Annotated in this window: 12 protein-coding genes; 4 read left to right on the plus strand and 8 right to left on the minus strand. The window is 36.4% G+C overall.

Translation table 11 applies throughout. The features are described from left to right. Positions 1–53: 53 nt before the first annotated feature. Positions 54–4,112 (plus strand): choice-of-anchor L domain-containing protein, encoded by a 4,059-nt coding sequence (locus tag ABVM53_RS07515; protein ID WP_405330759.1) that lies wholly within the window; start codon positions 54–56, stop codon positions 4,110–4,112. Positions 4,113–4,253: 141 nt separating this feature from the next. Next, the gene (locus ABVM53_RS07520) at positions 4,254–4,841 is read left to right on the plus strand and encodes a hypothetical protein (RefSeq protein ID WP_405330760.1); all 588 of its coding nucleotides are present in this window, start codon (positions 4,254–4,256) and stop codon (positions 4,839–4,841) included. An 8-nt stretch (positions 4,842–4,849) separates the two neighbouring features. On the opposite strand, the gene ABVM53_RS07525 is transcribed toward ABVM53_RS07520, so the two are convergent. Genes ABVM53_RS07525 through ABVM53_RS07535 form a run of 3 tightly spaced genes read right to left on the minus strand, consistent with a single transcriptional unit; the run spans position 4,850 to position 8,903 of the window. Continuing rightward, a complete protein-coding gene (locus ABVM53_RS07525; protein WP_405330761.1) occupies positions 4,850–5,998 on the minus strand; it encodes a lycopene cyclase family protein in 1,149 nt (382 codons plus the stop codon). Between the two features lie 46 nt (positions 5,999–6,044). Continuing rightward, entirely contained in the window at positions 6,045–6,524 is a 480-nt protein-coding gene (locus tag ABVM53_RS07530) for a thioredoxin family protein (protein WP_405330762.1), read from the minus strand. Between the two features lie 18 nt (positions 6,525–6,542). Continuing rightward, a complete protein-coding gene (locus ABVM53_RS07535; protein ID WP_405330763.1) occupies positions 6,543–8,903 on the minus strand; it encodes a TonB-dependent receptor in 2,361 nt (786 codons plus the stop codon). Positions 8,904–8,992: 89 nt separating this feature from the next. Between ABVM53_RS07535 and ABVM53_RS07540 the strand changes: the two genes are divergently transcribed. Together ABVM53_RS07540 and ABVM53_RS07545 are read left to right on the plus strand one after the other, a co-directional pair. Next, positions 8,993–9,643, plus strand: a complete 651-nt coding sequence (locus tag ABVM53_RS07540; RefSeq protein WP_405330764.1) for a metal-dependent transcriptional regulator — start codon at positions 8,993–8,995, stop codon at positions 9,641–9,643. A gap of 29 nt (positions 9,644–9,672) precedes the next feature. Beyond that, a complete protein-coding gene (locus ABVM53_RS07545) occupies positions 9,673–10,494 on the plus strand; it encodes a ZIP family metal transporter (RefSeq protein ID WP_405330765.1) in 822 nt (273 codons plus the stop codon). Positions 10,495–10,514: 20 nt separating this feature from the next. Here the strand turns inward: ABVM53_RS07545 and ABVM53_RS07550 are convergent, their stop codons facing one another. The 5 genes from ABVM53_RS07550 to ABVM53_RS07570 all read right to left on the minus strand — a co-directional run bounded on the left by ABVM53_RS07550 (position 10,515) and on the right by ABVM53_RS07570 (position 14,486). Then, entirely contained in the window at positions 10,515–11,237 is a 723-nt protein-coding gene (locus ABVM53_RS07550; RefSeq protein ID WP_405330766.1) for a hypothetical protein, read from the minus strand. A 6-nt stretch (positions 11,238–11,243) separates the two neighbouring features. Further along, positions 11,244–11,972 (minus strand): hypothetical protein, encoded by a 729-nt coding sequence (locus ABVM53_RS07555; RefSeq protein ID WP_405330767.1) that lies wholly within the window; start codon positions 11,970–11,972, stop codon positions 11,244–11,246. Positions 11,973–12,040: 68 nt separating this feature from the next. Continuing rightward, a complete protein-coding gene (locus tag ABVM53_RS07560; protein WP_128756202.1) occupies positions 12,041–12,181 on the minus strand; it encodes a FeoB-associated Cys-rich membrane protein in 141 nt (46 codons plus the stop codon). 38 nt (positions 12,182–12,219) lie between these two features. Then, positions 12,220–14,322: a ferrous iron transport protein B gene (gene feoB, locus ABVM53_RS07565; RefSeq protein ID WP_371455342.1), complete on the minus strand. Its 2,103-nt coding sequence runs from the start codon at positions 14,320–14,322 to the stop codon at positions 12,220–12,222. After that, complete coding sequence (locus ABVM53_RS07570; protein WP_371455861.1) at positions 14,319–14,486, minus strand: ferrous iron transport protein A; 168 nt, start codon at positions 14,484–14,486, stop codon at positions 14,319–14,321. Before ABVM53_RS07570 ends, feoB begins: the two co-directional genes overlap by 4 nt. Positions 14,487–14,617 lie beyond the last annotated feature (131 nt).

A 14,617-nucleotide genomic window follows, 5' to 3' on the forward strand; every position in this document is an offset into this window, starting at 1 on the left:
AAGGTCTAACTTTAAGACTCTAGTATTTTTTAGACTTTAAGAAGCTCCCTATAATGTTTAGAATATTCTTTCTTTTTTTTGCACTTCTCTTTAGTACCGCAAATGCGCAACAAGTAACTGTAAGCAATCCGCGACCAGCCGATGAACTCGTAGATTTGTTATTTGATAATTCCTGTGCTGCTATTTCAAATATTTCTATATCTTCAGTACAAGCAGCCGGTTCTTTTACAAATAACGGAGGTGCATTTCCTTTAGCTAACGGTGTTGTATTACGTACCGGTGAAGCTAGACTTACCGGCGGTGGATATACCGGTAATCTTTCCGAATTAAATTCAGAATTAAATACAAATTCAGACTCTTATCTTCAGAATTTAAATGATGCTGCTGGAAACGGAGCTCAAATTTTTGAAACCTCTTTTTTAGAATTTGACTTTATTCCGTTGTCGAGTAATTTTAGTTTTGATTTTATTTTTGCATCTAATGAATATGGGGAGTGGCAATGTACTTCGCAAGATATTGTGGCTTTTATATTAACCGATTTAGCTACCGGAAACTCTCAAAATCTTGCTGTAACTGCTGCCGGGGAGTCGGTTTCTGTACGTAATATTAGAGATCAGCAATTTAACCCTACATGCAATTCGGTAAATGCAGATTTGTTTGACTCATACGAAGTTTCAAACGCCCAGAGCACAATTAACATGCGTGGATACACACAAGTGCTCAATGCTTCATCTACACTTACTCCGGGAGCTTCTTATAATGTGAGAATCGTTATTGGGGATTCTAATGATACAAATTATGACTCTGCAATTTTTCTTTCTGGGGGAAGTTTTAATACAAGTGTAGATCTAGGTCCAGATTTAACGCTTTGCAATGGTGAACAAGCACGATTAGATACCGGTTTAGATGCTTCGATCTATACGCATCTCTGGTATTTTAACGGGAATTTAATTTCTGGACAAACCGGAAATAGTCTTCCTGTAAATCGTAGTGGTACTTATTCGGTAATCGTTAGAAATAATGGTTGTGAAATTACAGATGAAGTAGTTGTAAGTGACCTGTCTATATTACCGCCGGCAGATCTGGAATCTTGTGCAAACGGTTCGCAGCCTTCAATTTTTGATCTTACTCAAAATGACGCGGCGGTGCTGGGTGTAAATCCTTCACAATTTGAGGTGCTTTATTTTGCTTCTGTTTCAGATTTAAATGCAAATAGATCTATTCCCGCTTCAGAAGTTGTTACTTATTCCAGTACGGGCAATCAAACTATTTATATACGACTAAGAAATAGAAATACAGGTGTAGTCTGTGGAATAGCAGAAGATTTTCAGCTTAATACCTTACCAGAAATACAAATTACGCAACCTGCCCCTTTAAGTTTTTGTGCAGTTCCGGGTAATGATATAACAATTGATTTGACAGCGGTAAACAGGCAAATTTTAGGAGGGCAAAATCCTGCACTTTTCTCAATTACCTATTTTGAATCGCAATCAGATGCATCTACTGCAAGTAATGAGGTTTCAAGTCCTTATACTATTGCTGCGGGAAGTAGCGGTCAAGCGCTTTGGGCTAGAGTGGCTTACATAGATTATCCAGATTGTTTTAAAGTGGTAAATTTTAATATTGAAATTAATGATTTACCATTGGTAGATCAATTAAGCGATGTAATTACGTGTGATGCGTATGAATTAGAACCTCTTTCTAATGGGAATTACTACACCGGTTCTAATGGTACTGGAATACGCTTGAATGCAGGAGATATAATTACTGAAGATAGTGATCTTTTTATTTTTAACGGTCCAGATGCAAATGGTTGTAGAAGTGAGTCTTCATTTACTATTACATTTATTGCAGAATTTGAATTAAACGAATTAGATGCTTGTGACGAATTTATTATTCCTCCTACGCCGGCAGGAGCCTTTTATACACAACCCGATGGTCCAGATGGTGCTGGAAGGCGACTTGGCACTGGGGATCGTTTGACCTCAAGTCAAACTATATATTTCTATTTTAATGATAATGGAATCATTTGTCGCAATGATGCTTTTGATATCATAGTGCATCCGCTTCCTCCAGTCGATACCCCTGCAAATGTGGTGGCGTGCAACTCTTATACATTGCCTCCTTTAGCTAATGGAGCTTATTTTACAGAACCAGAAGGAGCAGGCACACCTCTTTCTCCTGGTGATGTTATAAACACTACACAAAGCGTTTATATATTTAACGATGATTCTCAATGTACTAATACGTACGAGTGGCGCATTTTTATAGTGACATTATTCTCTAATCAACAAGTGTGCGGAAGTTATGAAGTGCCTACGGTGGAAGCTGGGGAATTTTACACGCAACCTTTGGGAGGTGGAACACGTATTCCACAAGGAACAATACTCACTACTTCGCAGCGAATTTATTATTATGTAAGTACAACAGACGGACTCAACTGCACAAATAATTCGTTTTTTGATATTGACGTCATTACTATTCCTCAGGTAGATTCTTTGCCCGATCAGTTACTATGTGAGGGGGATTCCTATATTTTGCCCGCACTAACAAATGGGGAATATTTTGAACAACCTGGTAGAGCGGGCCGTCAATATAATGCTGGAGATGCAATAACTACTACACAAACCATTTATATAAATAGTCAAGTTCTCATCTGTCAAAATGAAACTGAATTTACGGTTGAGGTAAGGCCATCGCTGCCGGTAGATAATCTAACTTTTGTATTTTCTTGTGAAGCCTACAGCCTTCCGGAGTTAAATAATGGACGTTATTTTACGCAAACACAAGGGCAAGGAACTGAGTTGTTTGCAGGGGATCAAATAACAACCACACAAACCATTTTTGTATATAATGCTTATCCTGATTTTCCATCGTGTTATTCAGAAAATAGATTTACAATTAATATTCTTGGTGTTGAGGTACCGTCTTTTGATGATGTTGCAGCTTGTGATTCTTATATTTTACCTCCGTTATCTACCGGAAATTATTATACACAAACCGGTGGAGGGGGAACTTTACTCAATGCTGGAGATCAAATTACAGCAACGCAAGAACTATTTATCTATGCACGCAACGGAACCCGTTTCTTTTGTGAAGATGAAAGTAGTTTTACAGTAACAATTTCAGAAACACCCGTGTTACCAACACAACCGGATATTGAATCTTGTGGAAGTTATATGCTTCCAGATTTACCTCAGGATGTTTATGCGCAGGCTTATTATTTAAGTCCAAATAAGCAAAATCCAATTGACCCTTCAGATTACGAATTACTTCCTGGTTCTTACACGATATATAAATATGCTGAAGCTTTAAATAATGCTACTTGCTTTGCAGAAACTTCATTTGAGGTAACCGTATACCCATTATTAGATCTTGTGATAGAAGGCGGCACGATTTGTAGAAATGCAACTACGGGAGATGTGGAGCGTGCTGTATTTTTAGATACGGGTCTCGATCCTGCAGCATTTCTGGTAAGCTGGACGCTCAATGGAGAATTAGTAAATCAAGGAACAGCCTTTACAGCAGAAGAAGCGGGTGTTTATACAATTACTACTCAAAAATTGACTCCAGATACGGGAGCGGCTTGTAATTACAACGCGACTACAGTTACGGTTTCAGAATCTGCAATTCCTGTTATCGAGGCTACTGTAACCCGTCCTTTTGAAGACACCTCCGGAATACGTATTGAAATCCTGGAAGGGTTTGGTAAATATGAATATCAATTAGATAATCAGGCATTTCAAAACACCCCAGAATTTATAAATGTATTACCGGGGCCTCACACCGTAACCGTGCGCGGTAAAAATGGATCGTGCGGCAGTACCACAATACAAGTTCAGGTAATAGATTTCCCAAGATATTTTACACCTAACAATGATGGCTATCACGATACGTGGAATATTACCTCATTGTCTGATTATCCCGAAGCTCAAATATTCATATTTGACCGGTTTGGAAAACTTATCAAAAACATTTCTCCTTCAGGAATAGGATGGGATGGTACCTATAGGGGTGTAAATATGCCTTCAGATGATTATTGGTTTAGAGTAGAATATACTTTTGATGATACGCCTTTAGTTTTTAAATCACATTTTACACTCAAACGCTAGCTTTCAATCAATACTTATTATAATAGATTGTAGTGTTATTTAAACAAATCTTGAGGACCAAAGGAGTGATTTAATTAGATAATCTTGGTGGCTCTGCAGGTATAGTTTATTTTTCCGCCTTCGACACCTTCAAATAGAGAGATGAAAAAAGTACTTATTGTATTATTTATTACAGCAACCAGCATATCTGCACAGGCTCAGGAATATAAAGAAACTATAAAAACAACCTTTACCGAATATCTGGATGCACTTGTAAATTCTGATTTTGATAAAGCAATGGATTATATGCTACCAGAATTTTTTGAATTAATTCCTCGAGCAGAATTAATTATGGTGATGGAGAAAACATTCAACAATCCGCAGATGTCTTTTAAAATCAGTAATCCTAAGGTGTTGCAGGTTGATGATGCTCAGGTGATTGAAGGGAAATCATATGCATCTTTAGTATATTCTAATGATATGCAAATCAAAATTAAGGGAGAAGAAGATGAGACTGAAGAGCGAAAAGCAATGCGCGTAGGCTTAACTCAGGGGGCTTTTGTACAATCTTTTGGTAAGGATAATGTAGCTTATGATGAAGCAACAGATAGCTTTAAAGTACATGCAGAAAAAAGTGTTTATGCAATTTCTAAGGACGGTAAAACAGACTGGAAGTTTATTGTTCTTGAACAACGACAGCGTGAAATGCTAGAGAAGTTATTGCCAGAAGCACTATTGGAGCAAAACTAAACACTCAATTATTTTAGGCCGAAAAAAGATTTTATAAACTCTTTCTTAGGTAAACTCCATATTATTTCAATGTCTTCTTTTACAGAACTCGTACCGTCTAGAAACTTAAAAATTTTAGAGATATCATTCTTTTGAAACATCTGAGTAAAAAGCGCTGCACCCTGCTCATTGTGACGGTATAGAACCTCTAAAAACAGTTTGTCATACCAGCGAAATCGATCTTTAATTTTAAAAGAATTTAAGCTAGAGTTAGATTTAAGAAAATCAATAAGCGCCGCGGTTTTATGTACCGAATTTGTAAAGGTATAGCCAGTACTACCACGAGTCCATCCTCCTGCAGTTCCTATAAACATTACATTTTGCGAATTGTGTTTTTCAAATGGGTAAGCAGTCATTGGGATGCACCCTTTTTCTATTGCGGTTACCTCGTATTGAGAAGCTCCCAGAGACTCCATATAGTCTTCAATGGCAGTTTCATATTCTGTATTTGGTAATAAATCCTGAGAAAATAATGTGTACTCTACGAGAGCAGTTTTTGATGAGGTAGGTAAAACATACATAAATCGTGTATTGCCTTTTTGCTCGATGGAAAAATCCATTAATGTGGCAATTTCGGGATTAAAAACTGCCTCTTGTGTCTTTACTTCCCAGCCTATGAAATGTTGTTGTAATACAGGAAATGAATTTTGATTTTTTAAACGCTCTGGCGGAAGAATGCTGTTAAACACTTTATTAGCAAAGTAAACATCTTGATCTGTAACCACTTTGACGCCTATTTCTGTTTCAGTAAGTTCTTTAAAATTTTCAGTTTTAAAACTAACCTGTCCAGAAGCCTGAAGTAAAGCAAGAGTTTCTTTGTAAAAGTCGATGCCTTCAACTTTATTATAGCTATAAATTTTTAGCGGAATATTTTTATCATAGGAAGCGCTTTTGAATTTTACAAGATTCCATTTTTTAGAAATTATAGAATCCCACGGGATGGTGTTTTCACTCCAAAAGCACCAGGTTCTATCATTTTTAGTTTTATCTGAATTATCTATGATTAAAATTCGCTTGTCTGAAAAATAAGAATCGCTCACTAGCGATTTAGCAAGCAATAAGCCAGATAATCCTGCTCCTAAAATTAAATAGTCAAATTGAGGTGTTTGTGCTTGCATCTAGATCTATATCTGAAACTTGAAAATTTAATGATACAAAAGCAAGTTAGTCTTCGAGATAGTTAAGTAACGATGCAGAAGTATAATATTCAAAAATACGTTTATTTACTTCAAATTTTTGACTAAAGAGTAGGGTAACGGGCAGTGAGAATGCTTTGCCGGTTCTACTTGCTAACAACAAAGCCAATTCATGAACACCATTTCGTTTTGTAAGAGCTTGGGTGTTCACAAATTTATTGTTGTCAAAATAGATCGTGTCTGTGGTTTCTACATTCATTCGAACAGCATAATAATAAGTGTTGATTTTGTTGATTACTTCTGGCTTAGTAAATACAACACGATCAATTTTTTTACAATATGCACACCAGTCTGCGTGAAAAAAAACCAGTGTTTTCTTAGGGTCTTTCTCTAGCCTAACGTCTAATTCTTCCCAGCTAATCCAATTTATTGTTGGCGCTTTTGTTTGAGCTTGAAGATTTCCGAAATAAAGGAAAAAGCTAATGGCAAGTAGTTTTAAATAATCCATTATTAGAATTTATAAAGTCTAAAAATCACCAAATCGTATTCCGAAGAATAGCGTACGTGAACGGTTAGGTCCATAGATATAATTTGAGTCGCGGAATGGACCTTGGTCAAAATCTTTTTGATAACTATTAAAAACATTTTGTACACCGCCGCTTAACTCTATATGTAGGTTTTCGGCAAGATCAAAATGATATGTTGCTTTGGTGGTTATATCCATAAAAGAAGGAGTCTTTTCCAGAGTTAGAAATCCACTGTCGCTAATTACGTGTGGGGCAAGCATACTACCGGTAAAGCTTCCGGTTAAATCTAAGTTTACAGCTTCGCTTACAGTCCAGTTCGTATTAAAAAAACCATACACATTAGGCGACCGCAAAAATTCGTTTGTTGAAACATCTGCTTCCAGTGCATTACGACCATCTGCTTCAAATAAAATTTGATCTTCATTGTAGATTGATTTTTGGTAGGTAATACCCGCTTGAAATAAAAGTGCTTTACTGGGAGATAGGTTAAGTTCAATATTTGTACCGGCAACATACGCACCACTTCCGTTACGAGACTCTTCAAGAATTGATCCGTTAGGTAATGATGCGCCCGTACTTACCAGTGTAAGCGGATTTTCTAAGGTTGTATAAAATCCTTCAATAAGCAAACTGGTTTGCACCTTATTAAACTCTTTTGTGAAATTTAGAGAACCCGTAAATGCATTTGAAAACTCACTTTCTAAATCATTAGACAAAATCACAAAGCGTTGTTCACCACCCACCGAACTTATGTGTAAATCCTCATTAAAGGCTTGAGGGGCTCTAAAACCACGAGCATAACCACCTCTAAATTGTAAATTATCGGTAATATTATAAAGTAGCGTTAAACGCGGACTTATAACGGTTTGTGAGACATTTGCCTTTCTGGTGATATTCTCTATTTGATAGAATCCATCTACATCAATATGATCTAAGCGAGCTCCTAACAAGGCCGTAAAATTTGCTAGTGGCTTCCACTCATATTGACTGTACAAACCGTAATTATTTACTTTTTGATCAACGATACGATTATAACCCGCAATGGCATCTTCAGTATCATTAAGCTGATATTCTATTCCTGAAGTAAGAACATCCTCATTTTTAAAAGTATGTGTGAATTTTAGTCCGGATACAAATGCAAGATCGGTGGTTTTTCCAAAAGCGTTATTAGCTGCAATAGAATCTGCTCGTGTTCTTCCACCACCCAGACCCCCATAATAACTGTCTCGATCTGTATGCTGTATTGATGCATAGGTTGTCAAGTTGTTTGTATGATCATCATTAAATAAATCGTAATCTACACCAGCAAATACCGTATTATGATCAAGCTCTTCGGTAATATCTGTAAATTGTGGAGCAAGATCAAGATGGTCTCCACCACGCCTATATTCTCGAATTGCCGTAAAATCGAGCCCAATTTTACTTGTATTATTGGGTCTGTAAAATGCCTTTGCGCCCAGCGAATTATTAGTGAGTTTTGTGATTTCACTAAAACCATCCTCATTAGCGTCAAATGAATCACGATTACGGTAAATCCCATACAAAGTGACACCAGTTGACAAATCCTCATTTACCATTGAGGTGTTTAGGTTTAAGCTACGGTCTGGTGTTTTACCATCTATTAGACCAAGATTACTGGTTATTTCCCAGCTGCTATTGACCGGTTCTTTTGTAATAATGTTTATTGTTCCTGCAATGGCACTGGAACCAAATAAAGCAGAACCTCCACTACGTACAACTTCTACCCGATCAATTACGCTAACCGGTATTTGTTCCAATCCATAAACGCCATTAAGTGCACTAAAAACTGGCCTGCTATTAAGTAGAACCTGTGTATATTGTCCACCTAATCCATTAAGTCGTACTTGTGTAAATCCGCAATTTTGACAATTTGTCTCTACACGCACGCCGGGCTGATAATTAAGACCGTCTGCCAGAGAAATTGATTGTGTAGCCTTAAAGAGTTTCGGACTTAGCACATTTACTACTACCGCCGCCTTTTTTTTACTAATTCTATTGCGTGTGGCGCTAACTACAACTTCCTCTAAGCCAAGTAGATCTTCTATAAGAACAAAGTCTAAGGCGGTACTGCTGTAGTTTGCAGGGATAATTTTTTTTCTTAAGGTTTTGAAACCTACGGCCTGTATAATAAGCGTAATTGGCTCGTTAGGTAAATTTATTTTGTAAGCTCCATTGCTATCTGCGGCAGTGCCTGTATTGTGATTTTCTACAGATACAGTAGCAAATGGTAATTCTTGATCATTAGCACTAATATTTCCTGAAACTGTCAACTCATTTTGACCTAAGCAGATGTTAAAAATATTAAGAATAAGTAGGGTAATAATATATTTTGCAGCCATTTAAGTGTGTCTTAAAATAAAGTTTAGGCAAACCTAAAAAATATATTTGATTTTTTTGCCGTATTATTGTGGTATAATTAAAAATTAAAATGACATTTTCTGAGGAAAACTATTTAAAGTCTATTTATACCTTACAAAAGGATAGTCCTAAAGGGGTGAGCACCAATGTATTGTCTCAATACTTAGTAACTAAACCAGCTTCAGCTACAGAAATGATTAAAAAGCTGAATGATAAAGATTTAGTGGTGTATCAACCCTATCAAGGAGTGTTATTAAATAAAAATGGCGAAGAGATAGCATTACGGGTGATTCGGAAACATCGCTTGTGGGAAACATTTTTAGCTCAAAAGTTAGATTTTAGTTGGGATGAAATACATGATGTGGCTGAACAACTTGAGCATATTCAATCTGAGAAACTCATACGTGAATTAGATCGTTTTTTAGGATTTCCAAAGCAGGATCCTCACGGAGATCCTATTCCTGATGCAGATGGCAATATCGTTAAAATTGAAAAAAAGAGGGTGTCTCAACTAGAACCCGGTGATGTAGGTACTTGTATAGGTGTTAACGATACCTCCTCATCGTTTCTCCAGTTCTTAGATCAACAAAAAATTAAATTGGGCACTGTGTTAGAAATACTCAGCCTACAGGAGTTTGATAAAAGTATGCTTGTACGCATAGACGACAGGGAGCTGTCCTTATCACAAATTGCTACAGAGCATATATATGTACGTATTTAAAAAGAACGTTTTGATAATTCTACTTTAACATGAATGAATTAATAGATTATTTTGAAACATTAAGCCCTGTTACAGGAGCTTTTTATGCAACACTTTTTACGTGGGGAGTTACTGCATTAGGTGCATCGTTAGTGTTCTTTTTTAAAGGGATGAACCGTAAAGTTTTTGATGCAATGCTTGGTTTTACGGGAGGAGTAATGGTCGCGGCAAGTTTCTGGAGTTTATTAGCTCCCGGGATTGAAATGAGTCCGGGTGAAGGTTTTGTAAAAGTTATACCCGCTGCGGTAGGCTTTGCACTGGGTGCTGCTTTTCTATTTGGTCTTGATAAAGTGTTGCCGCACTTACACGTCAATTTTAAAATGGAAGACAAAGAAGGAATAAAAACGCCTTGGCATAAATCGGTTTTGCTCACATTGGCAATTACATTACATAATATCCCAGAAGGTTTAGCTGTAGGAGTTCTATTTGGTGGTGTTGCTGCAGGTTTTGAAGGAGCAAGTATAGGTGGAGCAGTGGCTTTAGCGATAGGAATTGGCTTGCAAAATTTTCCCGAAGGTTTTGCTGTCGCTATGCCATTACGAAGACAAGGCTTTAGTAGATGGAAAAGCTTTAATTATGGCCAATTATCTGCCATAGTTGAGCCAATGGCGGCAGTTTTAGGAGCTTATGCAGTGATGACTTTCAAGCCTATTTTACCGTATGCTTTAGCTTTTGCCGCGGGAGCAATGATTTTTGTAGTAGTAGAAGAAGTTGTCCCCGAATCACAACAAGATAACAATACAGATATTGCTACTTTAGGATTTATAGGCGGCTTTATACTTATGATGACACTAGATGTCGGACTTGGGTAAATTGAGATGAGAATAAGTGATTATAATTTAGAAAGCCCAATATTAAAAAAGTAAGAAGTTATAGATAACGCAGATGGTCCTTTTAAATGATAATTAACTGTAAGAACATCATTAGCCTGAAGAATAAGAACATTATTGCCACTGGTTCCCCAAAAATCTGTACTAGGTAAGTTTACTGCCCCATTAGTAATTATTACCGCATTAGAATTGTTTAATAAAGCTTCAATTTTGTAACTGTGGTTACCACTTGGTAAATTTTGAGTAGAAAAGCCAGCTGATAATATATATGTTCCACTTCTTAGTACTTTAATTTCACCTAATTTATCGGTCAATTCGAAAATTCCATTCGCGTCGCTTATTCTATTTTGCTTATTTAAGGGAAACGCTGTGGGTAAGTTATCTGTCCTGATTTTAACACCATTATTAGTCTGCCCCCTATTTAAAACAACTGAAGGCGTTTCTGGTTTTACAAATGTTTGCCAACTCGAATTCTTAAATATGAACCAGTTATTTTCTGTTGTATTAAACACTAATGCTCCGTCAAGTGGAGTAGGAATAGCTTCCATTTGAGCACTATTCATTCTGGGTTGTACCATACCACCTGTAGTACTTTCGATTTGTAGCGCAGATCCGGGAGCAATATCGGTTGTATTAATACCAACACCAATGTTGTTTGTCACGTTTTGCGAAAAAACAGTTGTAGCACTCAGTAACGCAATGGTTATAAAACTCTCTTTAAACATATCTACTTATAGTTTAATAACCCCAACATTAAAAAACTTTGCCGCAAGTTTATTTCCTTTATTATTAAGTACATACCTTAAGTCTAACGTATCTCCTGCATTAAGTTTAAATACGAGTACACCACTTGTTCCCCATTCATTTGTACCTGATGGGAAGTTTACATTTCCCCTTACTAAATAACCTACTAAATCACCTTTGCGGTAAACGCCAATAATGTATTTTTTATCTCCAGAAGGTAAATTACTTACCGAAAAACCCGCGCTAATCATATAATTACCTCCTTGTAATATTCTAATTGAGCCATCAGAAATAATATTAAAATACTGTTTATCAATATTTTCAATATGAGCAGAGTTTAGAGGAAATTGAGAATAAATATTTCTTTCAGTCTGTACAACCGTGTTTGTAGTATCAGTAAAAACTCTACGCAATACTAGCGAGGGCAAGTCATTTCTATCAAGATCATTCCAGTTGCCCGAAGAAAATAGAAATAGTGATGATATATCTTTATTGAAGACGATAGAGCCGTCTAGAGGAGAAGATATTGCTCGCATCTGAGCATCTGTCATCCTGGGAGGAACTAAAGCTCCTACTGTACTATCTATTTGTAATGCACTTCCATCATCAGGATTAGTAGTACCTATAGCAACTTGAGCAGCTATAGTATGATTGAATAGAATAAAGAATACTAGACAAACAAAAAGAAAAGAATTTTCAAAATATATTTTTAACAAGTATAAAACGCTCGCAAAATAACTGAAGGTTTCTGAATTATTAGTGTTAATTATTTAAATTACAGGTACTAATTGCATCCGCAGTTGTCGCTTCCGCAAGATTTACCAGAGTCTTTTCCGCTTAAAAAAGCAGGTTTCCAAATATATTTTGTTACCAGATATCCTACAGCAACTAAAAAAATAAGCAGTACTAAAATATTCTGTATCATAATATCTTTTTTAAAGTTTGCCCTTTACTAAAGGGTTTTTAAATAATCAATTGATAGGCAATTAATGCAACAACATAAGCAAATCCACTCATAATTACAAGTTGTAATATAGGCCATTTCCAGGTATTCGTTTCTCGTTTTACAATAGCTAAAGTACTCATACATTGCATGGCAAAAGCATAAAAAAGAAGTAGCGATATACCGCTAGCTAAGTTGAATAAAGGACCGCCTAATATGGGATTCACCTCGCCGGCCATTCGGTTTTTAATAGTTTCTTCTTCATCACTACCTACACTATAAATTGTAGCTAATGTTCCCACAAATACCTCGCGTGCAGCAAACGAACTTACTATAGCAATACCTATTTTCCAGTCATAACCTAATGGTCTAACGACCGGCTCAATTGCTTTACCCATATAACCGATATAGCTGTACTCAAGTTTTTCTGAAGCTATTTGTTTGTCGAGTTCGCTCTCCGGAAATTCTCCTGATTGCATACGAGTAACTGCGTTTTCTTCAGCATTATTAAAAGCATCTCCAGGGCCATTAGATGCTAAAACCCATAATACAATAGAAATGGCAAGAATGATTTTACCGGCACCTACTATAAATGACTTTGTTTTTTCAATAACATTATAAGCTACATTTTTAAATAAAGGCAGTTTATAATTGGGCATTTCTATAACAAAAAAGGTTCGGCTTTTAATTTTTAATATTCGGTCTAATAGCCATGCAGACAGGATTGCTGTACCAAAACCGATAAGGTAAAGTCCCATGAGCACAAGACTTTGTAAGTTAAATATGTATAGGACATCTCTGTCTGGGATTACCAAAGCGATGATAATTAAATAAACCGGTAATCGCGCGCTACACGTTGTAAACGGAGTAACTAATATTGTTATTAAGCGTTCTTTCCAGTTCTCTATATTACGAGTTGCCATTATTGCCGGAATTGCACAGGCTGTACCTGAAACCAGTGGCACTACACTTTTTCCGCTTAACCCAAAACGCCGCATAATACGATCCATTAAGAATACGACACGGCTCATATATCCGCTTTCTTCAAGGATAGATATAAAAAGAAACAGGAATGCAATCTGGGGTATAAAAATCACTATTCCGCCCAGTCCGGGTAAAATACCTTCGGCAATTAAGTTTGTAAAAGCACCTGGAGGCATCGTGTTGCGCACCCATTCGCCCATAGCTGCAAAAGACTCATCGATTAAATCCATAGGATAGGACGACCAGTCATAGATAGCTTGAAATATGAGCATTAAGATGGCAAAAAAGATAATGTAACCCCAAAATTTATGAGTTAAAACACGATCCAGTCTACTTCTTAAATCCTTAGCAGCAAGGTGATCTATGCTTAATGTTTCTTTAAGAACACCATTTATAAATTGATACCTTACTATAGTTTCTTTTTGCTGAAGACGCTTTAAATTTGACTTACTTTCTGTCTGAAAGGTGGTAATGCTCTGCATCTCATTACGGTCTAACTTACCAAAATTCACATCTTGTGTAATTACAAGCCATAATTTGTATAAGTCCTGTTTAGGAAAAGCCTTGCGCAGGCGATCAAAATATTCTGGAGCAATAACCGATGAATTAACACAAGGCTCTATGGAGAGTTCTTTATAGTTGGTAATTAACTCTTTTAGATTTTCAAAGCCGGTGTTTTTGCGAGAGCTTACCAGAGCAATTTTAGTTTGTAAGCGATCTTCAAGTTTTTCTATATCGAGCGTAATGGCTTTACGCTTCATACGATCTGCCATATTAATGACAAGAATCGTAGGTATTTTTAAATCTTTTATTTGCGTAAATAAAAGAAGGTTACGTTTTAAATTTTCTACATCAGAAACAACAACAGCAACATCTGGATAATCTTTATCATTTTTATTAAGTAGTAACTCAATTACAACGTTCTCATCAAGAGAGCTGGCATTAAGGCTATAGGTTCCCGGCAAGTCAAGAATGTGTGCTTTTACGCCACGCGGAAGTTTGCAAATTCCTTCTTTTTTTTCGACAGTGATACCCGGGTAATTTCCTACTTGTTGTTTAAGACCCGTAAGTTGATTAAAAACAGAGGTTTTACCAGTATTAGGATTGCCTATAAGGGCTACATTTAACTGTTTACTCATTGAGAGTGCTTTTCTACAAGAATATGACTGGCAGTTTCTTTACGTATTGCCAGATGACTACCATTTATGTTTAAATACATAGGGTCCTTAAAAGGAGCAATTTGTACTAACTCTACTTCATTGCCCGGAAGGCAGCCCATTTCTAAAAGCTTAAGAGGTACCATATCTAAGGTAAACTCTTTTATTATAGCTTTTTCGCCACGTTTCAGATGATCTAATGAAATAACCAAAATTTATTTAGATTGAATTTAAACAAGGCAAAAGTAATAGAAAAGCCACAGACTCGAAAAGATTT

Source organism: Leeuwenhoekiella sp. LLG6367-2.1 (assembly GCF_045055775.1).
In the GTDB taxonomy this organism is placed as follows: Bacteria; Bacteroidota; Bacteroidia; order Flavobacteriales; family Flavobacteriaceae; genus Leeuwenhoekiella; species Leeuwenhoekiella aequorea.

What these genes read in the sequence shown, in the direction of transcription:
- ABVM53_RS07515 (WP_405330759.1), top strand. Translation starts at nt 54, where the DNA reads ATGTTTAGAATATTCTTTCTTTTTTTTGCACTTCTCTTTAGTACCGCA.
- ABVM53_RS07520 (WP_405330760.1), top strand. Translation starts at nt 4,254, where the DNA reads ATGAAAAAAGTACTTATTGTATTATTTATTACAGCAACCAGCATATCT.
- ABVM53_RS07525 (WP_405330761.1), bottom strand. Translation starts at nt 5,998, where the DNA reads ATGCAAGCACAAACACCTCAATTTGACTATTTAATTTTAGGAGCAGGA.
- ABVM53_RS07530 (WP_405330762.1), bottom strand. Translation starts at nt 6,524, where the DNA reads ATGGATTATTTAAAACTACTTGCCATTAGCTTTTTCCTTTATTTCGGA.
- ABVM53_RS07535 (WP_405330763.1), bottom strand. Translation starts at nt 8,903, where the DNA reads ATGGCTGCAAAATATATTATTACCCTACTTATTCTTAATATTTTTAAC.
- ABVM53_RS07540 (WP_405330764.1), top strand. Translation starts at nt 8,993, where the DNA reads ATGACATTTTCTGAGGAAAACTATTTAAAGTCTATTTATACCTTACAA.
- ABVM53_RS07545 (WP_405330765.1), top strand. Translation starts at nt 9,673, where the DNA reads ATGAATGAATTAATAGATTATTTTGAAACATTAAGCCCTGTTACAGGA.
- ABVM53_RS07550 (WP_405330766.1), bottom strand. Translation starts at nt 11,237, where the DNA reads ATGTTTAAAGAGAGTTTTATAACCATTGCGTTACTGAGTGCTACAACT.
- ABVM53_RS07560 (WP_128756202.1), bottom strand. Translation starts at nt 12,181, where the DNA reads ATGATACAGAATATTTTAGTACTGCTTATTTTTTTAGTTGCTGTAGGA.
- feoB (WP_371455342.1), bottom strand. Translation starts at nt 14,322, where the DNA reads ATGAGTAAACAGTTAAATGTAGCCCTTATAGGCAATCCTAATACTGGT.
- ABVM53_RS07570 (WP_371455861.1), bottom strand. Translation starts at nt 14,486, where the DNA reads ATGGTACCTCTTAAGCTTTTAGAAATGGGCTGCCTTCCGGGCAATGAA.